Origin of the sequence: Burkholderia sp. MSHR3999, from assembly GCF_000833595.1 — a bacterium.
In the GTDB taxonomy this organism is placed as follows: Bacteria; Pseudomonadota; Gammaproteobacteria; order Burkholderiales; family Burkholderiaceae; genus Burkholderia; species Burkholderia ubonensis.
In genome coordinates, this window is the sequence record NZ_JRFO01000007.1 from 869331 (window position 1) to 894308 (window position 24978).

25 protein-coding genes and 1 pseudogene are annotated in these 24978 nt (G+C 70.0%); 19 read left to right on the forward strand and 7 right to left on the reverse strand.

The window, feature by feature from the left end:
• Window positions 1–117: 117 nt before the first annotated feature.
• Window positions 118–1101, reverse strand: a complete 984-nt coding sequence (locus KY49_RS27435) for an alpha/beta fold hydrolase (protein ID WP_042587545.1) — start codon at window positions 1099–1101, stop codon at window positions 118–120.
• A gap of 397 nt (window positions 1102–1498) precedes the next feature.
• Here KY49_RS27435 and KY49_RS27440 point away from each other — a divergent pair, with 397 nt between their 5' ends.
• On the forward strand, window positions 1499–1924 hold the full coding sequence (locus KY49_RS27440; protein ID WP_042587546.1) for a DUF3331 domain-containing protein: 426 nt from the start codon (window positions 1499–1501) through the stop codon (window positions 1922–1924).
• Window positions 1925–1946: 22 nt separating this feature from the next.
• Here the strand turns inward: KY49_RS27440 and KY49_RS27445 are convergent, their stop codons facing one another.
• Complete coding sequence (locus KY49_RS27445) at window positions 1947–2582, reverse strand: HD domain-containing protein (RefSeq protein WP_042587547.1); 636 nt, start codon at window positions 2580–2582, stop codon at window positions 1947–1949.
• A 407-nt stretch (window positions 2583–2989) separates the two neighbouring features.
• On the opposite strand from KY49_RS27445, the gene KY49_RS27450 reads away from it, so the two are divergent.
• The gene (locus tag KY49_RS27450) at window positions 2990–5590 is read left to right on the forward strand and encodes an ATP-binding protein (RefSeq protein WP_042587548.1); all 2601 of its coding nucleotides are present in this window, start codon (window positions 2990–2992) and stop codon (window positions 5588–5590) included.
• Between the two features lie 12 nt (window positions 5591–5602).
• Here the strand turns inward: KY49_RS27450 and KY49_RS27455 are convergent, their stop codons facing one another.
• The 3 genes from KY49_RS27455 to KY49_RS27465 form a co-directional block, all read right to left on the reverse strand.
• Window positions 5603–6511, reverse strand: a complete 909-nt coding sequence (locus KY49_RS27455; protein WP_042587549.1) for a LysR family transcriptional regulator — start codon at window positions 6509–6511, stop codon at window positions 5603–5605.
• A gap of 114 nt (window positions 6512–6625) precedes the next feature.
• A complete protein-coding gene (locus KY49_RS27460; RefSeq protein WP_042587550.1) occupies window positions 6626–6868 on the reverse strand; it encodes a hypothetical protein in 243 nt (80 codons plus the stop codon).
• Window positions 6869–7034: 166 nt separating this feature from the next.
• Window positions 7035–7529 (reverse strand): cupin domain-containing protein, encoded by a 495-nt coding sequence (locus KY49_RS27465; protein ID WP_042587551.1) that lies wholly within the window; start codon window positions 7527–7529, stop codon window positions 7035–7037.
• 198 nt (window positions 7530–7727) lie between these two features.
• On the opposite strand from KY49_RS27465, the gene KY49_RS37760 reads away from it, so the two are divergent.
• From KY49_RS37760 to KY49_RS27480, 3 genes are all read left to right on the forward strand, one after another.
• Complete coding sequence (locus KY49_RS37760; protein WP_141715870.1) at window positions 7728–7964, forward strand: hypothetical protein; 237 nt, start codon at window positions 7728–7730, stop codon at window positions 7962–7964.
• Between the two features lie 29 nt (window positions 7965–7993).
• Window positions 7994–8680, forward strand: a complete 687-nt coding sequence (locus KY49_RS27475; protein ID WP_143134641.1) for a hypothetical protein — start codon at window positions 7994–7996, stop codon at window positions 8678–8680.
• A 72-nt stretch (window positions 8681–8752) separates the two neighbouring features.
• Window positions 8753–9100 (forward strand): hypothetical protein, encoded by a 348-nt coding sequence (locus KY49_RS27480; RefSeq protein ID WP_059628504.1) that lies wholly within the window; start codon window positions 8753–8755, stop codon window positions 9098–9100.
• Window positions 9101–9199: 99 nt separating this feature from the next.
• Here KY49_RS27480 and KY49_RS27485 read toward each other — a convergent pair whose 3' ends face one another.
• Window positions 9200–9487 carry a hypothetical protein gene (locus KY49_RS27485; protein WP_042587555.1) on the reverse strand — a complete coding sequence of 96 codons (288 nt, stop codon included), beginning with the start codon at window positions 9485–9487 and terminating at the stop codon, window positions 9200–9202.
• A 206-nt stretch (window positions 9488–9693) separates the two neighbouring features.
• On the opposite strand from KY49_RS27485, the gene KY49_RS27490 reads away from it, so the two are divergent.
• Window positions 9694–10851, forward strand: a complete 1158-nt coding sequence (locus tag KY49_RS27490) for an iron-containing alcohol dehydrogenase (protein ID WP_042587556.1) — start codon at window positions 9694–9696, stop codon at window positions 10849–10851.
• A 37-nt stretch (window positions 10852–10888) separates the two neighbouring features.
• Here the strand turns inward: KY49_RS27490 and KY49_RS27495 are convergent, their stop codons facing one another.
• Complete coding sequence (locus KY49_RS27495; protein WP_042587557.1) at window positions 10889–11878, reverse strand: sulfonate ABC transporter substrate-binding protein; 990 nt, start codon at window positions 11876–11878, stop codon at window positions 10889–10891.
• Window positions 11879–12152: 274 nt separating this feature from the next.
• Between KY49_RS27495 and KY49_RS27500 the strand changes: the two genes are divergently transcribed.
• The 13 genes and pseudogenes from KY49_RS27500 (at window position 12153) to KY49_RS27560 (ending at window position 24763) form a co-directional block, all read left to right on the forward strand.
• Window positions 12153–13787: an ABC transporter substrate-binding protein gene (locus KY49_RS27500; RefSeq protein ID WP_042587558.1), complete on the forward strand. Its 1635-nt coding sequence runs from the start codon at window positions 12153–12155 to the stop codon at window positions 13785–13787.
• Between the two features lie 473 nt (window positions 13788–14260).
• The gene (locus tag KY49_RS27505; protein ID WP_042587559.1) at window positions 14261–14443 is read left to right on the forward strand and encodes a Flp family type IVb pilin; all 183 of its coding nucleotides are present in this window, start codon (window positions 14261–14263) and stop codon (window positions 14441–14443) included.
• A gap of 89 nt (window positions 14444–14532) precedes the next feature.
• Window positions 14533–15012, forward strand: coding sequence for an A24 family peptidase (locus KY49_RS27510; RefSeq protein ID WP_042587560.1), 480 nt, complete (start codon window positions 14533–14535; stop codon window positions 15010–15012).
• Between the two features lie 19 nt (window positions 15013–15031).
• The gene (gene cpaB, locus KY49_RS27515) at window positions 15032–16051 is read left to right on the forward strand and encodes a Flp pilus assembly protein CpaB (RefSeq protein ID WP_042587561.1); all 1020 of its coding nucleotides are present in this window, start codon (window positions 15032–15034) and stop codon (window positions 16049–16051) included.
• Window positions 16052–16105: 54 nt separating this feature from the next.
• Window positions 16106–17497: a type II and III secretion system protein family protein gene (locus KY49_RS27520; RefSeq protein ID WP_042587562.1), complete on the forward strand. Its 1392-nt coding sequence runs from the start codon at window positions 16106–16108 to the stop codon at window positions 17495–17497.
• A gap of 13 nt (window positions 17498–17510) precedes the next feature.
• Window positions 17511–17906 (forward strand): annotated as a pseudogene (locus KY49_RS27525) (CpaD family pilus assembly lipoprotein); the annotation flags it as partial.
• Window positions 17907–17933: 27 nt separating this feature from the next.
• Window positions 17934–19148: an AAA family ATPase gene (locus KY49_RS27530; RefSeq protein WP_042587564.1), complete on the forward strand. Its 1215-nt coding sequence runs from the start codon at window positions 17934–17936 to the stop codon at window positions 19146–19148.
• Window positions 19148–20548, forward strand: a complete 1401-nt coding sequence (locus tag KY49_RS27535) for a CpaF family protein (protein WP_042588779.1) — start codon at window positions 19148–19150, stop codon at window positions 20546–20548. Before KY49_RS27530 ends, KY49_RS27535 begins: the two co-directional genes overlap by 1 nt.
• Entirely contained in the window at window positions 20545–21522 is a 978-nt protein-coding gene (locus KY49_RS27540; protein ID WP_042587565.1) for a type II secretion system F family protein, read from the forward strand. The genes KY49_RS27535 and KY49_RS27540 overlap by 4 nt, the downstream gene beginning before the upstream one ends.
• On the forward strand, window positions 21519–22475 hold the full coding sequence (locus tag KY49_RS27545) for a type II secretion system F family protein (protein ID WP_042587566.1): 957 nt from the start codon (window positions 21519–21521) through the stop codon (window positions 22473–22475). Before KY49_RS27540 ends, KY49_RS27545 begins: the two co-directional genes overlap by 4 nt.
• Complete coding sequence (locus tag KY49_RS27550) at window positions 22472–23308, forward strand: tetratricopeptide repeat protein (RefSeq protein ID WP_042587567.1); 837 nt, start codon at window positions 22472–22474, stop codon at window positions 23306–23308. Before KY49_RS27545 ends, KY49_RS27550 begins: the two co-directional genes overlap by 4 nt.
• Window positions 23305–23733 (forward strand): TadE/TadG family type IV pilus assembly protein, encoded by a 429-nt coding sequence (locus KY49_RS27555; protein ID WP_010097466.1) that lies wholly within the window; start codon window positions 23305–23307, stop codon window positions 23731–23733. Before KY49_RS27550 ends, KY49_RS27555 begins: the two co-directional genes overlap by 4 nt.
• Window positions 23726–24763: a TadG family pilus assembly protein gene (locus KY49_RS27560; protein ID WP_042587568.1), complete on the forward strand. Its 1038-nt coding sequence runs from the start codon at window positions 23726–23728 to the stop codon at window positions 24761–24763. The genes KY49_RS27555 and KY49_RS27560 overlap by 8 nt, the downstream gene beginning before the upstream one ends.
• Window positions 24764–24978 lie beyond the last annotated feature (215 nt).

Sequence of the window (24978 nt, forward strand, 5' to 3'; positions counted from 1 at the left end):
GGGCCATCAGGTTCTCGTGCCGGCCGAACGCGAAGCCGACGCCGCGGTTGCGCTCGCGAACGGCGTGTCGGGCATGCGGCCGGCATGGCGCGCGTCGCCACGCCGGCGCGCGGCGCGTTACGCCTTCAGGAACGCGAGCAGCTCGGCGTTGATCTTGTCGGCGTCGACGACACACATCCCGTGCGAGCCGCCCGGGATCACCTTGAGCTGCGCCTGCTTCACGAGCTTCGCAGACAGGCGCGCCGAATTGTCGATCGGCACGATCTGGTCGTCGTCGCCGTGCAGGATCAGCGTGGGCACGTCGATCTTCTTCAGGTCCTCGGTGTAGTCGACCTCGGAGAATTCCCGGATGCACTGATACTGGCCGTGGATGCCGCCCATCATCCCCTGTGCCCAGAACGCGTCGATCGTGCCTTGGGACGCCTTCGCGTTCGGCCGGTTGAAGCCGAAGAACGGCACCGCGAGATCCTTGTAGAACTGCGAACGGTTTGCGGCGACGTTCTTGCGGATGCCGTCGAACACGTCGATCGGCAGGCCGCCCGGATAGGCGGCCGTCTTCGCCATGATCGGCGGCACCGCGCCGATCAGCACCGCCTTCGCGACGCGCCGCGTGCCGTGGCGGCCGATGTAGTGCGCGACTTCGCCGCCGCCCGTCGAATGGCCGACGAGCGTGGCTTCGCGCAGGTCGAGCGCGTCGAGCAGCGCCGCGAGGTCGTCGGCGTAGGTGTCCATGTCGTTGCCTTGCGACGGCTGGCCCGAGCGGCCGTGGCCGCGGCGGTCGTGCGCGATCACGCGATAGCCGTGCTGCAGCAGGAACAGCATCTGCGCGTCCCATGCGTCGGCGCACAGCGGCCAGCCGTGCGAGAAGACGACCGGGCGGCCCGTGCCCCAGTCCTTGTAGTAGATCTGCGTACCGTCTTTCGTCGTGATCGTGTTCATGGCGTGGGCTCCGTGATGAGCAGAAGTGGTGGCGGCGTGTTTCGGCGCGCCGGCGGCGGTGGCCGCCGTGGGCAGCGCGGCGGCGGCGACGGCCGTCGCGCCGGCGAACAGCATGTCGCGGCGCCGGGCCGATTCGACGGCGTCGGTTTGCGTGGAACGCATTGGGTCTCCTTGAGCGTGCGGTGGAACGACACCGCATGAAACGGATGATGAAGGTGATCGGCGCGCGGCGACTTCGCCCGGCGACCGGCAAGCGCCCGCCGTCGCGATGCGGTCGCGACGGATGCGAACACAGCGGGGAGCCTACACGCGAGCCCCTTGGCGTGTACTGAAGCGATCTGAATTTTCTTGAACGGGGCGTGTGCGGGATTCGAGGAATGATTCGGATTCCTGCCGGCGGCGCCGGAAGTGCCGGAAATGCACGCCAGAACGATTCAGATTCGCTAAAGGACTATTCATCGCGCAGCGGTTATCGTCGATCCCGTGCCGGCTCCCGCCGCGCTGTCGGTGCCGGACAGCGACGCGAACGGGGGGGCGCCATTTCCGAGGACACGCCGTCATGAACGAACTTAGCCGTTGGGCACGGATGATCACGCTGCTCGACCCATCCGCCGCCGCCGGCCGCGCGCTGCCGGCATCGATCCTCGACGCGAACGGCGCGGGCCGCCGCCACCGCAACGTCGCGCCGGTGCCGTCCAGCGGCGACGCGCGCCGCCGCGCCACGGTCGTCGCGGCCGAGCGGCAGACCGGCTCGTCCGTGCTGCTGTCGTGGAGCGACCCGACGCGGTTCCGCTACGACGAGCAGCGCTGGATCAGCGCGAAATCCCGGATCAGCAGTTGCTGCGCGCTGAGCGGGAAGGGGATCCGGATCGGCGACGCGGTCTACAAGCCGCAGTGGCGCGGCGCGAAGCGGCCGGCGAACGGCGCGGACATGATCCTCGCGACGGAGCTCGACAGTCTCATCGCCCGATTGGCCCGTCGCTGAAGGCCTCGCGTCATCCAGTCCGCTAGTCTTTCCAGTTCGACCCGAGCACCCGGCCGCAGAAGTTCATGCGGCGATAGTTCGGGTCGTGGCGCTCCAGCACGTCGGCGCAGACGCTGCCGAACGTCGTTGCCGCCCGCTGCGCGATGCCCTCGGCGAGCGCTTCGAGGATCAGTTCCTTGAAGCCGGCGCCGCGGGGCCATGCATGCAGCACGGCATCGCGTTCGGCGCGGGTCACTTCATCGAAGTGCGAGCCGAACAGGTCGGTTTCGACGCCCGCGCCGAGCAGCGCCGTCAGCGGCGCCATGTGCGGATGGATGCCGAACGACGTATGCAGCGCGATCGCGCGCCAGGTCTCGGCCGTCTCGGCCGCCGGCACCCCATGCCCGTCGAGGAACGCTTGCGCGGCGTTCGCGCTGTCCACCTCGAACCGGTGGCGCGAATCCCGGTAGCGCCGGGTCAGGCCGATGTCGTGAAACAGCGCGGCGACGTACAGCAGGTCGGCGTCGAACGCCAGCGCGCGACGCCGGCCGATGAGCGACGCGAACAGGAAGACCCGCATCGCGTGCCGATACAGGAGCGCCGGCTCCTGCGCGGCCGCTGCCGCGGCCCGCGCGAGCGCGCTGTCGGGAATCCGGATGCCGGCGACGCTCTGGCCCATCGTCGGGGGGCTCATCGTGCGAACGGGGCGGTCGGTGCGTCGTTCATGTGGGCGGGCATGGTCCGAAGTCGGTGAAAGATTGCCGCCGGCGCGCGACGAGGCGGGCGCGCCGGTTTGCCGTAGCTGGCAGGCAGTCTGCCCGGCCGGTCGCCGAAAGTCCTGAGCCGAACCTGAATTGTTATGAAGCATGAAGCGTCATGCCGCGACGGATTTTCATTCGATTTTCGAATGCCTGGCGGCCGGACGATTCAACCGAATAAAAAAAGCACGCATACTTCAAAAAATTCGATTAGATTGTTCTGAATATTTAAAGCGTCGGGAAGCGCAAACAACGTAGTATGGACGTCCTGAGCGGCGGCACGTCGGGCCGGCCGCCATTGACTCATCTCCGGAAAGACCGAATCGCCATGATCCGCATTGGACCACTTCAAGTCTTTCTCGATAAACGTGAAATTCAAGCGAACGGCCAGCCGGTACGCATCGGCAGTCGCGCATTCGACATTCTCGAATTGCTGATCCTGGCGAATGGCGCGCTGGTATCGAAAGACGACATCATGCAGCGCGTCTGGCCGCGCACCGTGGTCGAGGAAAACAATCTGCAGGTGCACATCGCCGCGCTGCGCAAGGCGCTCGCCGACCACCGCGACCTGATCGTGACCGTGCCGGGGCGCGGCTACCGGCTCGCGGTCCGCCGCCACGACGACGCGCCGGCCCCTCGGGACGAGGCGCCGCCGGCGTTGCGGCTCGCCGCCGCGGCGTCCGTGCTCATCGGCCGCGAGCGGACGATCGCCGAAGTGATCGCCGCGCTCGATGCCGCGCGCGTCGTGACGCTGGTCGGCGCGGGCGGCATCGGCAAGACCCGCGTCGCGGTCGAGGTGGCGCAGCAGGTCGCGGCGCGCTTCGCCGACGGCGTCGCGTTCGTGCCGCTGGCGGCGGTGTCGGACCCGCGCTTCGTGCCCGATGCGATCGCGGCCGCGCTCGGCATCGCGGAGCCGACCGGCACGGCCACGCTGGAAACCGTCGCCGCGCATCTGGCGGAGCGCCGGATGCTGCTCGTGTTCGACAACTGCGAGCACGTGATCGATGCCGTCGCGCAGGTCGCCGATGCGCTCGCGGACGCGCACCAGGACCTGCGCATCCTCGCGACCAGCCGCGAGGCGCTGCGCATCCGCGGCGAGTGGCTGCGTCCGGTGCCGCCGCTGAACGTGCCCGGCGATGACGACTGCGGCGATGCGATCCTGGCGACGAGCGCGGTGCAGTTGTTCGTCGCCCGCGCGCGCTCGGCGGATCAGGGCTTTCCGCTGGACCCGCGCAGCCTGCTGCTGATCGCGGCGATCTGCCGGCGCCTCGACGGCCTGCCGCTCGCGATCGAGCTTGCCGCGGCCCGCGCGGCGCTGCTGGGCGTCGAAGTGCTGGCCAACCATCTCGACGACCATTTCCGGCTGCTGACGGGCGGCTTCCGCACCGCGCTGCCGCGCCACCAGACGCTGCAGGCGATGTACGACTGGAGCTACCGCCTGCTCGGCGACCACGAGCGCAGGCTGCTGCGCTGGCTCGGCGTGTTCCGCGACAGCTTCTCGCTCGAGGCGGTCGAGGACGTCGTCGAAGGGAAGGGGTTGTCGGAGACGGACATCCTCGACGCGATCGCCGGCCTCGTCTCGAAATCGCTGCTGATCCGCGAGGACGCGCACGGGGCGCCGCGCTACCGGCTGCTCGCGACGACGCGCGCCTACGCGCTGCAGCAGCTCGAGAACAATGGCGAATGCAAGGCGGCGGCGCTCGCGCACGCGCGGTTTTTCCAGGCGCTGTTCGCGCAGGCGCCGGCCGGGCGCTTCGACGCGCGGTCGGCCGCCTGGCTCGACGCCGTGCGGCACGAGCTCGGCAACCTGCGCGCCGCGCTCGACTGGGCGTTCTCGCCGGCCGGCGACAAGGCGGTCGGCATCGCGCTCGCGGCGGTGGTGGTGCCGTGCCTGTTCGACCTGGCGCTCGTCGACGAATGCTGCGAGCGGGCCCGCGTCGCGCTCGACGCGACGCTCGACCCGGACATCGCGCCGGTGTCCGGCGCCACGCGGATGCCGCTGCTCGCCGCGTTCGCGCTGGCGCTGGCTCATACGGCGGGCCCGACGCAGGCGGTGCAGACGGCGTGGTCAGAGGTGCACGCGCTGGCCGTCGCGGCGGGGGACGCCGAATACGAGCTGCGCGCGCTGTGGGGCCGCTGGAGCGCGAGCCAGCAGGCCGGCCACGCGCGCGACGCGTTGCGGTGGGCGCGCCGCCTGCGCGCGCGTGCGCAGGCGCTCGACCATGCGTCGGCGCAGATGCTCGCGTTGCACGCCGAGGCGACCGCGCTTCACTACGAAGGCGCGCACGAGGCCGCGCACCGCCGGTTCCAGCAGATGCTGAGCGTGTGCGCGTACGGCGAACGGCGCTGGCATGCGGCCGGCCTGCACCCCGAGCAAGGCATCGTCGCGCAGGCGATGTTCGCGCGCGTGCAGTGGGCGCTCGGTGCGCCGGACGAGGCGCTGGGCCTCGCGACGCAGGCGTTCGACCTCGCGTGCGACTACGCGCCCGACACCGTGATCGGCGCCGTGCTGGCCGAAGCGCTGATCCCCGTCGCGCTGCTCGCGGGCGCGTTCGACGTCGCTGAGCGCGGTATCGCCGCGCTGCGCGCGTGCGCGAGCCGCGCGGGCTTCAGCGTCTGGCTCGCGTGCTGCGAATGCTATGACGAATACCTGAAATCGGCGACCGGCGCGGGCGCGGCGTGGGCGCCGCGGTTTCGCGCCGCGCTCGATGCGCTGTCCGATACCGGCTACGGCGCGATGCAGACGTTCCTGCTTGCGCAGTACGCACGCTGCCTGGCTGCCGACGGTCGCGCCGGCGAAGCGAAGGCCGCGCTCGAAGCGGCGTTGCAGCGCTGCGACGAAACGGGCGAACGCTGGTTCGTCGCGGAGCTCGAGCGGCTCGGCGGGACGCTCGCCGGAATCGAGCGGCCGGCGGCCGTACGCTGCTGACGACCGTTCTCGTCAGAGGCTTTCGGTGAACCGCTCGATCAGGTCCGGGCGGTCGAACTGCTCGATCCACCAGCCGAGCGCGCGGCCGATCTCGTCGTCGCGCCACGCGAGGAAGCACTGCGTGACGTCCCGCATCCCGTTGACCTTGCGGGTGATCAGCCGGCCGTCCGCGATCGCGCGCTCGGCGATGCACTCGGGCAGCGAGCCGACGCCGAGGCCCTCGCATTGCGCGGCGACCTTGGCGGCGAGGCTCGATACCGCGAGCACCTGCTGGCCGGGCTCGACGTCGATCGACCACGGCGCCAGCGCGCGCGACGTATCGCTGATGACGATGCGCCGGTGCCGCGCGACGTCCGCCATCGCCAGCGGCTCAGGCTCGGCCGCGAGCGGATGGTGCGGCGCGATCGCGAACACGTGCCGCATTTCGCCGATCGGGCGCGTGACGATGTTCGCGAGCGGCGGCGGCTCGCCCGGCGCGCCGACGATCAGGTCGGCGCGGCGAGTGATCAGCGCGTCCCAGGAGCCGCCGAGCACTTCGGTCGACAGGCGCAGGCGCGTATCCATGTTCAGCTTGTCGAATGCGTGCACATAGGGCCACAGCGCCGCGAACGGCATGATCTCGTCGATGCAGATGCGCAGCTCGGCTTCCCATCCCGACTGGATCCGCTGCGCCCTCATTTCGAGCTGGCCGGCGGCGAACAGCAGCCGCCGGCCTTCGTCGACGACCACCCGGCCGGCTTGCGTGAGCTTCGCGCGGCGGCCGCTGCGATCGAACAGCGCGACGCCAAGATCGCTTTCGAGCTTCTGGACGAGATAGGTGAGCGCCGACGGGACGCGGTGCAGCAGCTCGGCCGCTTCTGCGAACGTGCCGGTGCGATCGATCGCGTCCAGTGCCTCGAGCGCCTCGAAGGAAAGCTTCATCTGGGGTTTCTCGTGAAGTGATGCGCGCCCTTCCGACGGGCGCGTCAGTCGCCGTGTTGTACACGCGGTTGGGAAAAAAGTCGAGGCGTCGGGGCGGACCGGATGCGAACGCGTTCACAGCCCTCGCAGGCTGCGTTCGAGCCGGTCCAGTTCGGGCGACGGCGTCGCACGCGAGCGGCGAGGTGATTGACCGGCGACGGTCGAGCCTTCGGTTCTCCGCCATGCGATTGCGTAGATGCCGTCGGCGACGGGTTGCCACGTGTATGTCGCTTCGGCAGGCGCGGGCGCGCGGATGCCTTCGGCGACGTGATCGCCGGCCCCGCTGCGGCACGGCTGGCGGTCGATCGGTGCGTTCATGTTGACGAGCTCCTGCGAAGGCGTCCCGGTGGGCCGGTTCGAACGCGTTGGCGGTGCGCTCGACGGGGCCGAGTGTGCCCGCTTTGCTCTCGAGTGAACACGGCGTCAAAAGCGAAATCCTTTTGACTTGAAATCAAGAATCAGGCGCGCCCGGCGGCGTGCATCGTCATGCCGCCGGTGATCCCGTGCGCGAGTCGCCGCCGGATGCCGGATAAGGCGTGCCGTCCTTGTGCAGGAACCGGCCGTCCGCGCTCGGGCTCATCATGTCGACGTCGGAGCAGGTGATGACGTCATCGGGCGAGCGCGAGCCGACTTCGAGATAGACGGCCATCGCCCCCGACTTGTTGATCAGGTGATGGCCGTTGCCGGTGTTCTTCGGGAACGCCGCGCAGTCGCCGGCGCGCAGCACCGTCTCGCCGCCGTCCTCGATCAGCGTCAGCTCGCCTGCGAGGACATAGACGAATTCGTCCTCGGCCGTATGCCAATGACGCTGGCTCGACCAGTTGCCGGGCGGCACGCGCATCAGGTTCACGCCGAAGTCGGCGAGCCCGCCGGCATCGCCGAGCCGCTGGCGAATGCGCTCGGCGCAGCGGGCATCGAACGGCGGCGGATAGCCGGAGCCCTTGCGCTCCGGGACATTGGCGAGATCGATCTTGGGCATGGACGGCTCCTCGATGTCACGCGGGCAACGCGCGTGGCGTCGATTGTAGGCGCGATCGTGGGCGCGATCGTGGGTGGTTTCCGGCCCGCGTCTCAAAGGGCCACGACCTTGCGCCCATGACCTCGCGCGTGACTTTCGATCTATAGGCGCGATGGCTGCCGCTCGACACAATGGGACATCGCCGAATCGACATGCTTCGTGCTGCTACGCGAACCGCATCAACCACCAAGCCTCTTTCAGGAGGGAATCACCATGCCGAACGCTGCCCCGAAATTGCCGCCCGTCGCCCAACCGTCGCAACAATTCAGCCTCAACGCGCCGAGGAACACGACGCCTTTGAATTCGCCCTGGCCGAAACCGCAGGGGGGCAGGAGCGCGTGGCCGCTCAAGGTCGCCGACGGGAAATTTTCCGCCGACGTGTTCAAGACCAAGTAAGCGAACCCTGACGATATCGAGGAACCGACATGCCACTCGCACTGAATCAACTCAACGCGTTGCGCAATGCTTGTGTGAACAACCCCGGCGGCGCCACTGTCAGCGTCAATCTGGCGCTGGCGCTTCCCGGCTGGAACATTCCCGCCAACGAATGCGGTTGCTGGCGTTGGGCCAGCTCCGGGCTGGGGACGCCGGTCAATAACGATCCGGCACAGATTTTCACGTCGATCGCGACCGGCGCCGCGCTCAACGCAGGCTCCGCGTGGGCCAACCATCTGCCGGCAGTCAACTTCGCCGCCGCGCGGCACGCCGAGTACGTTCAATACGATGCGCATGGCTATGCGATCGCCGGCGCGCCACCCTGGGGCAACTGGTTTACCAGCGTCGTGGACGTCGTGGCCAGATCCACCTGCGAGCTCGGCAACATGACTCCCGGCGCGGGTGCGCAAGCCAATGGCGAGCGCTACTACGTCTTCGTGCACTACGAGCCGGTGACCAACGGCGTGAACAATGCGCCCAACTACACGCACTGGTGGGTGGCGATCCATCTGGGCCTGCTTCACGGGCAGGACCAATACTGCTGTATCGAAATGTTTCCCGGCTCGACGAATCTGACCTTCCGCATCAACAACGCCTATGCGTTGCACGACAACATCCGTGTCGAGGTTACCGACCTGTCGCCCAATCACCTGGCGGTACTCGGCGCAGTCATCTGAGGAAGTCCCGGCGTACCGATGTCATTTCAATGCCAGCCTGTTCCGGGCGAAAGTCAATCAGGAGAGCAAATCATGTTTCAACGTTCCATTCCGAAGTGTCTGTACGTGATGCTGCCGTTGTTCGCGCTGACGGGGCACGCACAAGCCGCAGGGTGCCAGTTTTCGGTCAACTATCAGAAGGAGGGGGGACTGAGCGGCTGGCCCGCCAGGGTGCAGAATTCGAGCGACGCGAAGCTGCGCAGCGCATACGAAGACGATACGTGCTACTACGTCAAAGGGGAGCACGGCGGCGGAACCGTGCCCCCGGGCGCAGCCAGCGACAGGCATGTCACCGTGAGTCGAAGCGGGGTTGCCTGCCACGTATTCAAGAAGAGCTCCACCCTTCCGCCGGGGTCCTACAATCCGACGACCTGTTTTTGACGATGCGTGTTTCCGGGCGCGCTCGATGGAGCGGGCGACAGCCTGCTCGAGCGCGTCATGAACCTCGCTCGAGGCTTGCGGGACGACGTTCCGCAAGCCTTATCCGGGCGATGGCACGCCCGCGTCGCGTTCCGCCAGCGCGCACGCCAGCCCGCCGAGCCGGATCAACGCGTCGCGGCGTCGCGCGTCGAGCTTCTCCCCGCAATTCAGCCGAACGTGATGCGCGAACGCATCGTCGACCGCGAACAGCGGCCCCGGCGCACACGTGATGCCCGCTTCGAACGCGAGCTGGTAGAGCGCCATGCTCGGCACGCGATCCGGCAGCCAGACCCACAGCAGGTAGCCGCCGTTCGACGCGCGAGCCCGACGCCGAAGCCGGTCCCACATGCGCGACGTGCTTCGCGAGGATCGCCAGCGCTTGCTGTCGCTCCTGGCTCAAGCGAAGCGTTAGCGCACCGCGAACGCACTTGACGCCCATCGGGAAACGCCGCATCTTCAGCGGATCGGTTCGAGCAGGATCATTCCGCTGCGCGATCGCCGCGACTTGAGCCGCCACGTTGCACCTGCGCGGCACCTCATCAAGGAGACACCCGATGAACCCGTTTCAATTCCGCACCGTGCCGTCGCTGATCGTGGAGTTCGGCGCGGCGCGCCGGCTCGGCGCGCTGCTGCGCGAACGCTTTCCGGCGCTTGCGCGGCTGTGCGTCGTCACCGATGCGTTCCTGCATCGCGGCGGCGTGCTCGCGCCGGCGCTCGAGAGCCTCGCCGCGCACGGCTGGCAGGTGACCGTGATCGACGACGTGGTTGCCGATCCGCCCGAGCACGTGGTGCTGGACGCAACCGCGCGGGCGGTCGCGGCCGACGCCGAGATCGTGCTGGGCCTCGGCGGCGGCTCGTCGATGGACGTCGCGAAGCTGCTCGCGGCGCTCGTGCCCGGACAGCAGCCGCTCGCGGAAATGTACGGCGTCGACAAGGTCACGAGCGCGCGGCTGCCGCTCGTGCAGATGCCGACGACGGCCGGCACCGGCTCCGAAGTGACGTCGGTGTCGATCGTGACGGTCGGCGAAGCACGCAAGATGGGCGTCGTGTCGCCGCACCTGCTGGCCGACGTCGCGATCCTCGACGCCGAGCTGACGCTCGGCCTGCCGCGCGCGGCCACCGCGGCGACCGGCATCGACGCGATGGTCCACGCGATCGAGGCCTATACGTCCGCGCGCCTGAAGAACCCGGTGTCCGACATGCTGGCGCAGCACGCGCTGACGCTGCTGTCGCGCAACCTGCTCGCGGCCTGCGACGACGGCCGTGACCGCCGCGCGCGCGAAGCGATGCTGGTGGGCGCGATGTTCGCCGGCCAGGCGTTCGCGAACGCGCCCGTCGCGGCCGTGCACGCGCTCGCGTATCCGGTCGGCGGGATCTTCCACGTGCCGCACGGCCTGTCGAACGCGCTCGTGCTGCCGCACGTGCTGCGCTTCAACGCGCCGGCCGCCGCGCCGCTGTATGCGGAACTCGCGGCGATCGTCGCGCCGGCCGCCGCCGGCAGCGACGAAGCGAAAGCCCGCGCGCTGATCGACGAGATCGACCGGCTGATCGCCGCGACCGGCATTCCGCGCACGCTGCGCGAGGTCGGCGTGACGGAGGGCGACCTGCCGCGGATGGCGGCCGAAGCCATGCTGCAGACCCGCCTGCTCGTGAACAATCCGCGCGAGGTGACGCAAGCGGATGCGCTGGAGATCTACCGGCAGGCGTGGTGACGCGGGCCGGCGCGGGCGGCCACCCGTTGCGCCGCGCTCAGCGCGCGTTCGCGACCGTCACCCTGGCCGGAATCAGTTTCAGCGTGCTGAACGCATCGGCGATGCTCTGCTGGTACGCGAGCGTCGCATCCGTGATCGGCTGGACGCCGTAGCCCGCGCGCTTGAGCGCGACTTCGAGCGTCGGCGCGTCGAGGCCGACGAGCGGCGACAGTTGCGCGGCGACGTCCGCCACATGGTCGCGCGCCCAGCGATCGACCGCGTCCACTTCGTCGAGCAGCGCCCGCAGCACCTGCGGCTGCGCGGCCGCGTACTTGCGCGCGGCGAGATAGTACTGCGTGTTGCGCACGAGCCCCTCGCCGTTCGCGATCGCCCGCGCATTCAGTTGCCGTTCGGCGGCGGCGAGGTACGGATCCCAGATCACCCACGCATCGACGTTGCGCTGCACGAACGCCGCGCGCGCATCCGCGGGCGTCAGGTAGACCGGCTGGATGTCGGCATACGCGAGGCCCGCGTGCTCGAGCGCCTTCACGAGCAGGTAGTGGACGTTCGAGCCTTTGTTGAGCGCGACCTTCTTGCCGCGCAACTGCGCGACCGAGCGGATCGGCGAGTCGGACGGCACGACGATCGCTTCGCCGCGCGGCGCGGGCGGTTCGCTGCCGATGTAGACGAAGTCGACGCCCGCGGCCTGCGCGAAGATCGGCGGCGTTTCGCCGACCGTGCCGACATCGATCGCGCCGGCGTTCAGCCCTTCGAGCAGCTGCGGCCCGGCGGGAAACTCGAGCCATTCGACCGCGACGCCCTGGCTCGCGAGCCGCTTTTCCAGCGTGCCGCGCGCCTTCAGGACGACGAAATTGCCGTATTTCTGGAAGCCGATCCGCAGCCGCGCGCCGTGGCCTTGCGCATGGGCGGGCGCACCGGCGAGCGGCGCGAGCGCGAAACCGGCCAGCCCGGCGGCTGCGCCGTGCAGCAGCCGGCGGCGGCGCGCATCGGCCGGGGCGGTGTCGATCGGAGTGTGACGTTTGCTCATCGGGCAGCCTCGGGCCAGGGAAGGGGAAGCGCAGCGGGTTGACGGCGCACTCCACGCCGGACGGACCCACGACCTTACGTCGGCAGGCGTGGCGCGCCAACCAATCTTTGCGCATATCGAAAGCAGCGAATCGGCGAACGCGCCGGCGCTTTCCACCGCTTTCCACCGCTTGCCGCTGCGATAAGCAATGGCGAATTAATTGGTAAGCGATCGGCGTCGCGAGCGCGAAGATGAAGCGCAGTCCATTGCGCTTTCTCTCACCGTCATCGCCATCATGAAGACTCCTTTCGTTTCGTCCGTCGCGCGTCGGCTCCGGCTCGGCCTGCTCGCCGGCGCGCTGGGCGCGCTCGCGGCGTCGCACGCGCTTGCCGCACCGGCAGGCAAGACGCTCGTGTACTGCTCCGAAGGCAGCCCGGCCGGCTTCGACCCGGGCCAGCACACGACGAGCACCGACTTCGACGCGAGCACGTTCACGATCTACAACGCGCTCGTGCAGTTCAAGCGCGGAACGCTCGACCCCGAGCCGGGGCTCGCGACGAGCTGGGACGTGTCGCCCGACCAGCGCATCTATACGTTCCACCTGCGGCGCGGCGTGAAATTCCAGACCACCGCGTGGTTCAAGCCGACCCGGCCGTTCCAGGCCGACGACGTGGTGTTCACGTTCCGCCGGATGCTCGATCCGGACGATCCGTTCCGCAAGGCGTATCCGACGAGCTTTCCGTACTTTGGCGATCTCGGCTTCGACCGCAACATCGAGCGCATCGACAAGATCGACGACGACACGGTGCGCTTCGTGCTGAAGACGCCCGACGTGATCTTCGTGCGCAATCTCGCGATGGCCTTTGCGTCGATCCTGTCGGCCGAATACGCGTCGCAGCTCGCGGCGCGCCATCGCGAGGCGGACATCAACCAGCTGCCGGTCGGCACCGGGCCGTTCCAGTTGCGCGCGTACCAGAAGGACGCGGTGATCCGCTACGACGCGAACCCCGACTACTGGAAGCCGGACGACGTGAAGCTCGCGCACCTGGTGTTCGCGATCACGCCCGATCCCGCGACGCGGCTGCACAAGCTCGCGAGCGGCGAATGCCAGGTGTCGGTGTTTCCGCGGCCCGCGGATCTCGACACGGTGAAGCGCGATCCGAAGCTCACGCTGTTCTCGGGGATGGGCTTCAACGTCGGCTTCGTCGCGTACAACACGCAGCATGCGCCGCTCGACCGCGTCGACGTGCGGCGCGCGCTCGACATGGCGATCGACAAGGCCGCGATCATCAGGACCGTCTTCGGCGGCGACGCGAAGATCGCGACCAACCCGATGCCGCCCGCGCAATGGTCGTACAACCCGCGGTTGAAGGATGCGCCGCGCGACCTCGCGGCGGCGAAGGCGCTGCTGGCGCGCGCGGGCTTTCCGAACGGCTTCGAGCTGACGCTGTGGGCGATGCCGGTGCAGCGCCCGTACAACCCGAACGCGCAGTTGATGGCGCAACTGATCCAGCAGGACTGGGCGAAGCTCGGCGTGCGCGCGAAGATCGTCAGCTACGAATGGGGCGAATACAACCGGCGCGCGAAGCTCGACGGGCAGCACGACGCGATCCTGTACGGCTGGTCGGGCGACAACGGCGACCCGGACAACTGGCTGGGCGCGCTGCTCGGCTGCGACGCCGTGCACGGCAGCAACCTGTCGAAGTGGTGCAACGCGGAATTCGATCGGCTGATCGGCCAGGCGCGCGCGCAAGCCGACGTCGCGCGGCGCACGGCGCTGTACGAGCAGGCGCAGGTCGTGTTCAAGGACCAGGTGCCGTTCACGCCGATCGCGCATTCGATCGTGTCGCTGCCGGTGTCGACGCGCGTGCACGGCCTCGCGTTCTCGCCGCTGGGCGGACACCGGTTCGACGGCGTGTGGCTCGATTGACGTAAAGGCAGCAAAACCCGCATAAAAAATCGATCCGGATTCGTCGTTTTTACCGACTCGCGCGAGCGCATCGGTAATAAATCGAAGCCGACGCGCGGGCCCGAAAATGCAATGAAAATCGACGCGCTGCTTGCGCGCGGTGAACAGCCGATTCGCCCGTGAAGGGACGCGCACGCGCCCGATCAACGCTCCGGAATTCCGTTGCTTCGCGAGAAACAATTGCGACGCAATGGAAAATTGTTTGATTGTTGCGGGGTGCTATCCATAAATACACTCCGACGCCAAATAATTTGAATTCGTCCGGAAAATTGTCTATACCCAAGACGAATCAGGTCGTCGGCAAGGTGCCTGCCGGCGGCGCAGCGATCGAGTTGACTCCGGGGATGCGAGCGGCCCGACGTGAGGGCGGCCGGGGTCACGCAACGCCATGACGTTCAACGGTCGATCACCGACCCCGTTGCAAGGAGGTTGCCATGCTGCAATACGCCAAGTCCCTGCTGCGTGACGAACGCGGCGTCAGCTCGATGGAATACGCGGTGCTTGCCGGCATCGTCGTGGTCGCGCTCGCGGCGGTCGGCGCGATCCTCAGCAGTTCGTCGGGCGGCTTGCCGAGCCTGTTCACCGCGCTGATCACGAAAGTGACCGGCCTGATCTGATTCCCTGACCTCGCGCCGCCGACGCACGCAAGGACCCGCAGCGGTCGAACGTATCCCGCGCGGAGGCGCGCCGACGGACGGCTCCGCTCATGCTCTATCTCGTGCAGTCAGTGGCCACGGCCGTGCTGGCGTCGCTCGCGGTGCAGGATCTGCGCGCGCGGCGCCTGTCCAATCGCGCGGTGCTGGCGTTCGCGACGCTGTACTTCGTCGCGGCGGCGCTCGTGCGCGACGGGTTCGCGCCGGTGGCCGGCCACGTCGCGACCGGCGCGGCGATGCTGCTGCTGTTCGGCGGGCTTCGCCACGCGGGCTGGATCGGCGGCGGCGACGTCAAGCTGGCGGCGGCCGTGTTCCTGTGGGCCGGCCCGGCGCTGGCCGTCCCGGTGCTGACGATCGTCGGCGCGGGCGGCCTTGCGTGCGGCATCGCGGCGCTCGCGGCTGACGCGCGGCAGCGCCGCACCGCGCCCGCGCGTCCCGTCGCGACGCGCGGCGTGCCGTACGGGGTCCCGCTCGCGCTGGGCGGCGCGCTGTCGGTCTGGGCGTCGTTTGCGCACGCCGCCACGTTCACTTAGCCGGGGGACGCACGCCGCCATGCCCAAACCCCTGAGAATGGCCGCGCTGATCATTGCCGCCGGCATCGGCGCGTTCATCCTGCGCGAGCTGTACGTCGCCGCGTCCACCACCAAGGCGCCCGTCGAGTCCGCGGAGGTGCGCGTGCGCGTCGCGGCCGCCGACCTGCCGGAAGGGCTGCTGTTGCGCGACAACGATCTCGCGTGGAAGCGCGTCCCGCATGCGCAGGTGCCGCCGGGCGCGTTCGTCGAGTCGCAGCCGGGCGCGGACCTGAAGGGCGCGCTGCTGCGCAACCGCGTGAGCGCGGGCGCGCCGATCCGCGCGGACAACGTGATCGCGGCCGGCGCGCCGGATTTTCTCGCGGCGGCGCTGAAGCCCGGCATGCGGGCGATCTCGGTGCCGGTCGACGACGTGTCGGGCAACGCGGGCTTGATCCAGCCGGGCGATTTCGTCGACGTGCTGCTGACCCAGCAGATCGGCGGCACGACGGCCGAGCCCGGCGCGTACGAGGCGGAGACGGTCGTGCGGCGCGCGCGCGTGCTCGCGGTCGGCTCGGAATTCCAGCGCGCGAAGGGGCCGGCCAGCGGCGCGGACGCGACGGTCCACGCGCGCACGGTCACGCTCGAGGTCGCGCCGCGCACCGCGCAGGTCGTGCTGGTCGCGACGCGTCTCGGCTCGCTGTCGCTCGCGCTGCGCAGCTTCGCGACGAGCGACCGGCGGCAGCCGGCGGGCGGCGACGAGCAGGAGCCCGACACGCCGCCGGTGTGGGCCGGCGACGTGTCGCGCGCGTTCCGCGACGCGACGCGCGCGCCGGGCGCCGCGCCGGATGCCGGCGCGCGGCTGCCCCGGCAGAACAATACGGTGGTGATCTACCGCGGCTCGACGGTCGACGACGGGGCGCGCGGCGGCGGCATCGGCATGGCCGGCGTGCCGCCGCTGCCGTCCGGGTTGCCGGGCCTGCCCGGCGTATCGAACGGCGCGTCGAACGGCGGCAACCTCGCCGCGCAGGCGCCACAGCCGCCGGGGACGGCCACGCAGTGACGGATCGGACCGGCCGCGCGGCGACCGGCATTTGGGCATTTGACGAGAAAACGCATGGTGCGCATGGTTCGTTGGATCGCTCTGTGGTGCATGGCTTGCGCATTCGTGTCCGGCGCACCCGGCGTCGCGTTCGCGCAGCGCGCGAGCGCGCCGGATGCGGGCGCGCCGCTGACGCTCGCGGCCGGCAAGGGCGACCTGCTGTCGCTGCCCGAGCCCGCGGCCACGATGTTCGTCGCCGATCCGTCCATCGCCGACATCCAGGTGCCGTCGCCGCGCACCGTGTTCGTGTTCGGCAAGAAGGCCGGCACGACGACGCTGATCGCGCTCGGCGCGAACCACCGGCCGATCCTGCGCAAGACCGTGATCGTGCAGGCCGATACGCCGTCGCTGCAGCGCGTGCTCGACAGCCGCTTTCCGCAATGGCAGCTCAAGGTGTCCGGCGCGCCCGGCTCGCTGATGGTGTCGGGCAAGGTGCCGAGCGGGGCCGACGCGGACGCGGTGATGCAGTCGCTCGCGCCGTACCTGCAGGACAAGGAAAAGCTCGTCAACCGGCTCACGCTGTCGCGCCCGATCCAGGTCAACCTGCGCGTGAGGGTGACCGAGGTGAGCCGCAACATCACGCAGCAGCTCGGCATCAACTGGAGCGGGCTCGGCGGCTCCGGCAACTTCATCGGCGGGCTGTTCAACGGGCGCACGCTGTTCGACCCGACCACGAGCCTGTTCAACCTGTCGCCGACGGGCGCGTTCTCGGTGCTCGGCGGGTTCCGCGCGGGGCGCTGGTCGATCGACGTCGTGCTCGACGCGCTCGACCAGGAAGGGCTGATCACGATGCTCGCCGAGCCGAACCTGACCGCGATGTCGGGCGAGACCGCGAGCTTCCTCGCCGGCGGCGAGATTCCGATTCCGGTCGCGCAGAGCGGCACCACGACCGGCGCGATCACGGTCGAGTTCAAGCCGTTCGGCGTGTCGCTCGACTTCACGCCGACCGTGCTCGCCGAGAACCGGATCAGCCTGAAGGTGCGGCCCGAGGTCAGCGAGATCGATCCGACCAACAGCGTGACGACCGGCGGCGTCAAGGTGCCGGCGCTGAGCGTGCGGCGCGTCGAGACGACGGTCGAGCTGTCGAGCGGGCAGAGCTTCGCGATCGGCGGGCTGCTGCAGAGCCAGACGAGCGACGTCGTGTCGCAGATCCCGGGGCTCGGCCGGCTGCCGGTGCTCGGCCGGCTGTTCTCGTCGAAGAACTTCCAGGACAACAAGACCGAGGTCGTCGTGATCGTCACGCCGTACATCGTGCAGCCGGCCGGGCCCGGCCAGCTCGAGCAGGCGATCGACACCGTCGCGCGGCCGAGCAGCGACCTGGAGTTCGCGGTGCAGCGCAACCTCGGGCTCGACCTGCTGTCGGGCGACACGCCGCGTCTGGTCGGCGCCGCGGGCTTCGTCTACTGACTTCGGGAGGGCGCTCATGCGAATTCGAACGACCGTCGCCGCGCTGGGCCTGCTGACGCCGCTGGCGCTCGCGGGCTGCCTGTCGGCGCCGCCGCCGCTGAGCCTGCCCGATACGACCGCGATCGGCTTCGACGGCGCGCGCGCGGTGCCGCCCGACTGCATGAAGCTGATGCAGCCGTCGCATCTCGTCGATGCGGGGTTCGGGCGCGCGGGCGTGCCGTTCGGCTGCGCGACCTATCGCAACCTCGCGGCGATGCTCGCGCGGCCCGAGGATCTCGTCGCGCCGGCGCCGTACGGCGGCGCCGACGCGGAAGCGGCGGCCGGCGCGGTGCGCCGCTACGTCGAGGATCGCGTCAAGCAGCCGGCGCCGGGCAAGACGCTGACGACGACCGGCTCGCCCGGCCGCTGATCCCACCTACGCCTCTTTCACGCCGCCATGAAAGTCCTCGCCAGCCGGAATGCCAAGCGTGCCGCCCCCGCCGGCGCGGCGGACCTCGTCGCGGTCGTGTCCGACCCGGGCAGCGAGGACGTGATCCGCCGCGTCGCGAAGGATCTGTCGATCACGCGCGCGCACCTGCAGCCCGGCGGGTGCGACGACGCGATCCGCCTGCTGCAGCAGAACGAGCGCTCGCCGCGCCAGCTCGTCGTCGACGTGTCGGATTCGGTGCTGCCGGTGTCGGACCTGATGCGGCTCGCGGAGGTGTGCGACCCGTCGGTGCGGGTCGTCGCGGTCGGCACGCAGAACGACGTCGGGCTGTTCCGCAACCTGCTCGGCATCGGCGTGCAGGACTACATCGTCAAGCCGCTGACGGTCGAGCTGGTGCGGCGCGCGCTGACGGCCACCGAGTCGGTCGTGCAGGCGCGCACCGGCAAGACCGTGAGTTTCGTCGGCGCGCGCGGCGGCGTCGGCGCGACCACGATCGCGGTGAGCCTCGCGCGCTGCCTCGCGGGCGAGAAGCGCCGGCGCGTCGCGTACGTCGACCTGAACCTGCACGGCGGCGGCGCGAACTCGATGCTCGGGCTGTCGAGCAACAACGGCCTGATCGAGCTGCTGAACATGGAGCAGCGGCCGGACGACGCGCTGTTCGAGCGCATGTTCGTCACGAAGGGCGACCGGCTGCACGTGTTGTCGGCCGAGCTGGCCTACGGCGCGGACGTGCCGCTGCGCGACGCGGCCGTCGCGGGCCTCGTCGACATGCTGAAGGACCGCTTCCACTACGTGCTGCTCGACGTCGGCAGCGGGGCCGGCCGGCTGTTCGAGGATGCGCTCGAAGCGTCCGATCTCGTATACATCGTCGCCGACCGGTCGGTGCACGCGGCCTACGAAGCCGCGCGGCTCGCGCGCTTCACGCGGGAGCTGCCCGGCGAGCGGCTGCTGTCGATGGTGCTGAACAATCCGCTCGCGCCGGTGGCGGGGCGCGTCGAGCCGGCCGATTTCGAGGAGGCGTTCGGCAGCGTGAAGCTGCGCGAGCTGCCGCACGAGCCGCAGACGCTCGCCGTCGCGGAAAACCTCGGCGAGCCGATCGACAGCGCGAAGCGCCGCGGCTTCCTGGACGAGATCCGGCAGATGGCGAACGGCATCACCGGCGAATCGATGGCCGTGGCCGAGCCGTGGTATGCGCGGTTCGTCAAATGGAGGACAGGCACGTGATGAAATTCGGCACCCGCAACCGGCCGCCGGCGGACCCCGCGCCGGCCGAGCGTGCCGAGCGCACCGAGCCGATCAACGCGCCGCGCCCGCCCGCGCCCGCGCCGATGCCGACCCGCGCGGCGGCCGACCACCACGAGGCGCTGATCCGGTCCGGCAAGTTCGACGCGATCCGCGCGGCCGTGTTCGCGTCGATGAACATGTCGGCGGCGCTGATGAAGACGCGCGACGAGGTGCGCGCGGGCATCGAGCAGGTGGCCGCGCACACGGTGGAGCGCGAGCAGCTCAAGATCACGGCCGGCGAGCAGGTGCTGATCGTCGACGCGATCCTGAACGACATGTTCGGCGTCGGGCCGATCGAGCCGCTGCTCGCCGACGAGACGGTGACCGACATCCTCGTGAACGGGCCCGACCAGGTCTACGTCGAGCGTGCGGGGCGGCTCGAGCTCACGACGCTGAAGTTCCGCGACGACGCGCACGTGACGAGCGTCGCGCAGCGGATCGCGGCGGCGGTCGGGCGGCGCGTCGACGAGAGCAGCCCGATGGTCGACGCGCGCCTCGCCGACGGCAGCCGCGTGAACGTCGTGCTGCCGCCGGTCGCGATGCGCGGGCCGTCGATCTCGATCCGCAAGTTCGCGAAGCGCGACATCACGCTCGCGCGCATGGCGCAGCAGGGCAACATCTCGCCCGCGATGCTGCAGGCGCTGAAGGTCGCGTGCACGTGCCGGCTGAACGTCGTGATCTCCGGCGGCACCGGCTCGGGCAAGACGACGCTGCTCAACGCGCTGTCGCAGCATATCGAGGAGCACGAACGGATCGTGACGATCGAGGACGCGGCCGAGCTGCAGCTGCTGCAGCCGCACGTCGTCAGCCTCGAGACGCGGCCCGAGAACACCGAGGGGCTCGGCGGGATCTCGCAGCGCGACCTGGTGCGCAACGCGCTGCGGATGCGGCCCGACCGGATCATCCTCGGCGAGATCCGCGGGCCGGAGGCGTTCGACGTGCTGCAGGCGATGAACACGGGCCACGACGGCTCGATGACGACGATCCACGCGAACTCGCCGCGCGACGCGATCAGCCGGCTCGAAAGCATGGTGATGATGGCGAACGCGAACCTGCAGTTGCTGTCGATCCGGCGCCAGATCGCGAGCGCCGTGCACCTGTTCGTGCAGGTCGAGCGGATGCGCGACGGCGTGCGCCGCGTCACGCGGATCACCGAGATCGTCGGGATGGAAGGCGAGGTGGTCATCACGCAGGACCTGTTCGCGTTCCGCCAGGACGGCGACACGACGCGCGACGCGGTGAAGGGCGTGTTCGAGGCGTCGTCGCTGCGGCCGGCGTTCGCCGCGCGCGCCGCGTACTACGGCGTCGAGGACGTGCTGGCCGAGGTGTTCCGGCAATGAGCGCCGCCGACCTGTTCGCGGCCTGCGCGTTCGTCGCGCTCCTCGGGATCGGGCTCGCGATCTCGTCGCTGCTCGAGCGCGCGCGCAACGGGCCGGCGCAGCGCATCCGCGCGCGGATGCGCCGCCTGTCGCCGGCGCATGCGGGCGGCGACGCGGGCGCGGCCGCCGGCTCCGGCCTCGCGCTGCTGAGCCTCGAGCGCCGGCAGAGCCGGGCGCGCGCATGGCTGCAGCGCTACGTGTCGCGGGTGCGCGCGGTCAGCGGCGACGGCGGCGTGCGGATCGTGATCGCCAGCACGATCGCCGGCGCGCTCGCCGCGCTCGTCGCGGTGAAGCTGATCGAGCCGCCGGGGTTCGTGCGCCCGTTCGTCTACGCGGGGCTGCCGCTCGTCGCGCTGCGCAGCAGCTATCTCGCGCTGATCCGGCGTTTCCGCCTGCGCTTCCTCGAAGCGTTTCCGGATGCGATCGACCTGATCGTGCGGGCGGTGCGCGCCGGCATTCCGGTCACGCAGGCAATCAGCACGGTCGGCGACAGCGCGGCCGAGCCGGTGCGCTCGACATTCCGGACGATGGGCGACAGCCTGCGCGTGGGCGCGGACCTGAAGGACGTGCTGACGCAGGCGGCGGACCGGCTGATGATCGCGGACTTCTCGTTCTTCACCGTCTACCTGCTGCTGCAGCGCGAAACCGGCGGCAGCCTGGGCGAGACGCTCGACGAGCTGTCGAGCATCATCCGCTCGCGCCGCGACATCCGCCTGAAAAGCCGCGCGCTGACCGCCGAAGGGCGAATCACGACGAACATCATTTCGGCGGTGCCGTTCGTGATGATCGGCGCGCTGTTTCTCGTGAACCGCCCGTACATCATGCTGCTGTTCACGACGCACGCCGGCCATACGATGCTGACGATCGCGGCCGCGCTGCTCGTGATCGGGCTGCTGGTGATCCGCAAGATCTCGAGAATGGAGACCGCGCGATGACGCTGTCGATGCTGGCCGCCCGCGGCCTTGAACTGCTGTTGTTGCTGCTGCTGTTGCTGGCCTGCGTCGCGCTCGCGCTGGCGCCGCCCGGCGGCGGCACGCGCAAGCGGATCGCCGCGCGCGTGCGGCAGGCGGCCGGGCAGCGCGCGGCGTCGCCGGCGGCGCTGTTCCTGCAGCCGGGCGACGTCCGCCAGGACGTGACGCGGCGGCTCGCGCAGCTCGGCGAGCGGCTGCCGGTGCTCGACCCGATGCAGCGCGTGAAGCTCGGCCTGCAGCTGACGCGCGCGGGCTTTCGCGAGCGCCGCGCGGTGTCGTCGATGATCGGGATCAAGCTGAGCGCCGGCGTGCTGTTCGCGTGCGTCGCGATCGTGTTCAGCCCGTACATTCCGCGGCTCGGCGAGTACTTCGTGATCCGCGCGCTGGCGATGGTCGCCGCGTTCGTGATCGGCGTGATCGTGCCCGAGTACGTGCTCGGCGCGATGATCCGGCGGCGGCGGCGGATCATCGCCGGGTGCCTGCCGGATGCGCTCGACCTGCTGGTGATCTGCACGATGGCCGGCAACAGCCTCGCGTCGGGCGTCCGGCGCGTCGCGCACGAGCTGGCGCGCATCTGCCCGCCGCTCGCCGACGAGCTGTCGGTGTGCGCGGACGAGCTGACGCTGAGCGGCGACGTGGCCGCGACGCTCACCCATTTCGCGACGCGCGTCGACCTGCCGTCCGCGCGCTCGCTCGCGACGACGCTTACGCAGTCGCAGCGGTTCGGCACGCCGATCACGCAGGCGCTGCGCACGCTCGCGCGCACCGAGCGCACCGAGCAGATCGTCGCGCTCGAGGAGCAGGCCGCGAAGCTCGCACCGAAGATCACGCTGCCGATGATGCTGTTCATCCTGCCGACGGTTTGCCTGATCGCGGCGGGCCCGGCGGCGATCCGCCTGCTCGAGGTGTTCAGATGACACGATCCGTCGCACGCGCGTTCGCGCTCGCGGCCCTGCTGCCGGTGCTGGCCGCCGGCTGCGGCGCGCCGGGCATCCAGCCGAGGCCGGTGCTGTCGCACAAGAGCGACGATCCGCAGGCCGAGATGCGCATCGCGGACAGCGCGCTGGCCGGCGGCAACGTCGAGCTCGCGGCGACGCTGTACGAGAAGGTGCTCGCCGCGCATCCCGATGCGCTCGCGGCGCGCGTCGGGCTCGGCGACGTGAATTACCGCACCGGCAACCTGGAGCGTGCGCGCATCCTTTACGCGGAAGCGGCGCGCCAGGCGCCGGCGGAGCTCGGCCCGCAGCTCGGGCTCGCGCGCGTCGCGCTGCGGCAGCGCCGGCTCGACGAGGCCGGCGAGCGGTATCGCGCGCTGCTGGCCGCGCAGCCGAACCATCCGCTCGCGGCCGAAGGGCTCGGCACCGTGCTCGACCTGCAGGGGCGCCATGCGGATGCGCAGGCCGTGTATCGCGAAGCGCTGCGCGCGCATCCCGATGCGCAGGGGCTGCGCGTCGATCTCGGCCTGTCGCTCGTGCTGGGCAACCGGCCGCGCGAAGGCGTGAACGTGCTGCTCGACGTCGCCGGGCTGCCCGACGCGCCGTGGCAGGCGCGCCAGAATCTCGCGTTCGCGTACGGCGTGCTCGGCAACACCGATTCGGCGAAGAAGCTGCTGTCCGCCGACCTGCCGGCGTCGGCCGTGGCCGACAACCTGCGCTTCTACCAGGCGGTGCGCGCGCGGCTCGGGTCGCGCGGGAGCGCGGCAGGCGCGCGGCCGGCGCTCGCGCAGCCGGACGCGGAAGCCGCACAATGACACGCCGGGCGACAGGCGAGCGCCACGCGCGCGGCGTCATCTCGCTCGAGTTCGTGCTGATGCTGCCGTTCCTGCTGATGGTGCTGCTCGGCATCATCGACGTGAGCCTGATCCTGTGCGACAAGGCGGTCATCACGAACGCGAGCCGCGAGGCGGCGCGCGCGGGCGTCGTGGTGCGCGTGCCGATGCTGACCACGACGCAGGTCGCCAACGTCGCGCTCAACTACACGCAGAACAGCCTGATCACCGGCGGCGCCGCGACGACGCCGACCGTGAACGTCACCCAGGCGAACGGCACGACGTCGGGCAGCGCGCTGACGGTGACCGTGACCTACACGTACACGGGGCTCGTGCTGGGCTCCGCGTTCAGCGCGCTGACCGGCCCGGTCACGGTGTCGGCGACTTCGGTGATGCTCTATGAATGACGCGGGCCGCGACGAACCCGCATCCGCGCGGCAGCGCGGCTCGGTCGCGCTGTTCTTCCTGCTGTTCCTGATCCCGCTGCTGATGTTCGGCGCGCTGGCGATCGACGTCGCGTGGGTGGCGGTGGTCCGCAACCAGTTGCAGAACGCCGCCGACGCGGCCGCGATTGCGGGGGCGGACGCGCTGATGTCGCCGAGCGGCGGCGCGTTGAACTGGTCGCGGGCGGCGACGGCCGCGAGCGGCGCGGTCGCGCAGAACGCGGCGGCCGGCAGCGCGCTGTCGACCGGCACGATCGCCGCCGGCTACTGGAACCTGGGGCGCAGCCCCGCGACGATGCAGGCGGCCACCATCACGCCCGGCACCTACGACGCGCCGGCGGTGCAGGTCACCGTGTCGCGCGCGCCGGGCGTGAACGGCGGGATGATTCCGCTGCTGCTCGGCGGCCTGCTCGGGATTCCCGGCGCGTCCGGCAGCGCGACCGCGGTGGCGGTGCTGGCGGCGCCCGGCGGAGTGGCGGCCGGCGGCCTGTTCCCGGTCGCGATCGACCAGTGCGTGTACAACCAGTACTGGAATGCGGCGACCAACCAGCCGCTGATCAATCCGCTGACGGGCCTGCCGTACGAATTCATCATCACGAACGGCCAGACCTACGGCGCATCGTGCGTGGGCGGGCAGTGGACGTCGTTCCAGTCGGCCGCGAACGACGTGACGACGATGGCGGGCCTGATGGTGAACGGCAATCCCGCGCAGCTCAACATCGGCGACTCCATCTGGCTCGCCACCGGCGTGAAGGCCACGCTCTACACGTCGGTGCCGGTCGGCACGACGGTGGTGCTGCCCGTCGTCACGCAGACGGCCACCAGCACCTACGTTCCGGTTGTCGCGTTCGCGGCGTTTCACATCGACGTGTCGCTCGGCGGCACCTACAAGTACATCCAGGGCCACTTCGTCGCCGGCGTCAAGATGACCGGTGTCGCGAGCGGCGTCGGGCCGTATTACGGCGTGTATTCGCCGCCGAGGCTCGCGTTGTGAGTTAGGGTCTGTTCACATATGGAACGCGCGTGCGAATGCCCGAAATCGCCCGCAGGGCAAGGAGCAAGGAGCGCCGTTTGGCCGAGCCAAACAAGCGACGCGCGACGCCGCCATGCGGGCGATTTCGGGCATTCCCGTGGAACGTATTTTTAAATTTGGGGTTGCCACGAGAAGGGCCGCTCGCCGCGTTGCGCTCCTTGCGAATACGTCCAGTA

Bases quoted from the DNA above. Each gene is read 5' to 3' on its own strand.
- KY49_RS27495 (WP_042587557.1), bottom strand. From the start codon at position 11,878: ATGAGCAAACGTCACACTCCGATCGACACCGCCCCGGCCGATGCGCGC.
- KY49_RS27465 (WP_042587551.1), bottom strand. From the start codon at position 7,529: ATGCCCAAGATCGATCTCGCCAATGTCCCGGAGCGCAAGGGCTCCGGC.
- KY49_RS27535 (WP_042588779.1), top strand. From the start codon at position 19,148: ATGAAATTCGGCACCCGCAACCGGCCGCCGGCGGACCCCGCGCCGGCC.
- KY49_RS27510 (WP_042587560.1), top strand. From the start codon at position 14,533: ATGCTCTATCTCGTGCAGTCAGTGGCCACGGCCGTGCTGGCGTCGCTC.
- cpaB (WP_042587561.1), top strand. From the start codon at position 15,032: ATGCCCAAACCCCTGAGAATGGCCGCGCTGATCATTGCCGCCGGCATC.
- KY49_RS27480 (WP_059628504.1), top strand. From the start codon at position 8,753: ATGTTTCAACGTTCCATTCCGAAGTGTCTGTACGTGATGCTGCCGTTG.
- KY49_RS27555 (WP_010097466.1), top strand. From the start codon at position 23,305: ATGACACGCCGGGCGACAGGCGAGCGCCACGCGCGCGGCGTCATCTCG.
- KY49_RS27505 (WP_042587559.1), top strand. From the start codon at position 14,261: ATGCTGCAATACGCCAAGTCCCTGCTGCGTGACGAACGCGGCGTCAGC.
- KY49_RS27485 (WP_042587555.1), bottom strand. From the start codon at position 9,487: ATGTGGGACCGGCTTCGGCGTCGGGCTCGCGCGTCGAACGGCGGCTAC.
- KY49_RS27530 (WP_042587564.1), top strand. From the start codon at position 17,934: ATGAAAGTCCTCGCCAGCCGGAATGCCAAGCGTGCCGCCCCCGCCGGC.
- KY49_RS27500 (WP_042587558.1), top strand. From the start codon at position 12,153: ATGAAGACTCCTTTCGTTTCGTCCGTCGCGCGTCGGCTCCGGCTCGGC.
- KY49_RS27440 (WP_042587546.1), top strand. From the start codon at position 1,499: ATGAACGAACTTAGCCGTTGGGCACGGATGATCACGCTGCTCGACCCA.
- KY49_RS27540 (WP_042587565.1), top strand. From the start codon at position 20,545: ATGAGCGCCGCCGACCTGTTCGCGGCCTGCGCGTTCGTCGCGCTCCTC.
- KY49_RS27450 (WP_042587548.1), top strand. From the start codon at position 2,990: ATGATCCGCATTGGACCACTTCAAGTCTTTCTCGATAAACGTGAAATT.
- KY49_RS27490 (WP_042587556.1), top strand. From the start codon at position 9,694: ATGAACCCGTTTCAATTCCGCACCGTGCCGTCGCTGATCGTGGAGTTC.
- KY49_RS27520 (WP_042587562.1), top strand. From the start codon at position 16,106: ATGGTGCGCATGGTTCGTTGGATCGCTCTGTGGTGCATGGCTTGCGCA.
- KY49_RS27475 (WP_143134641.1), top strand. From the start codon at position 7,994: ATGCCACTCGCACTGAATCAACTCAACGCGTTGCGCAATGCTTGTGTG.
- KY49_RS27550 (WP_042587567.1), top strand. From the start codon at position 22,472: ATGACACGATCCGTCGCACGCGCGTTCGCGCTCGCGGCCCTGCTGCCG.
- KY49_RS27560 (WP_042587568.1), top strand. From the start codon at position 23,726: ATGAATGACGCGGGCCGCGACGAACCCGCATCCGCGCGGCAGCGCGGC.
- KY49_RS27460 (WP_042587550.1), bottom strand. From the start codon at position 6,868: ATGAACGCACCGATCGACCGCCAGCCGTGCCGCAGCGGGGCCGGCGAT.
- KY49_RS27455 (WP_042587549.1), bottom strand. From the start codon at position 6,511: ATGAAGCTTTCCTTCGAGGCGCTCGAGGCACTGGACGCGATCGATCGC.
- KY49_RS27435 (WP_042587545.1), bottom strand. From the start codon at position 1,101: ATGCGTTCCACGCAAACCGACGCCGTCGAATCGGCCCGGCGCCGCGAC.
- KY49_RS27545 (WP_042587566.1), top strand. From the start codon at position 21,519: ATGACGCTGTCGATGCTGGCCGCCCGCGGCCTTGAACTGCTGTTGTTG.
- KY49_RS27445 (WP_042587547.1), bottom strand. From the start codon at position 2,582: ATGGGCCAGAGCGTCGCCGGCATCCGGATTCCCGACAGCGCGCTCGCG.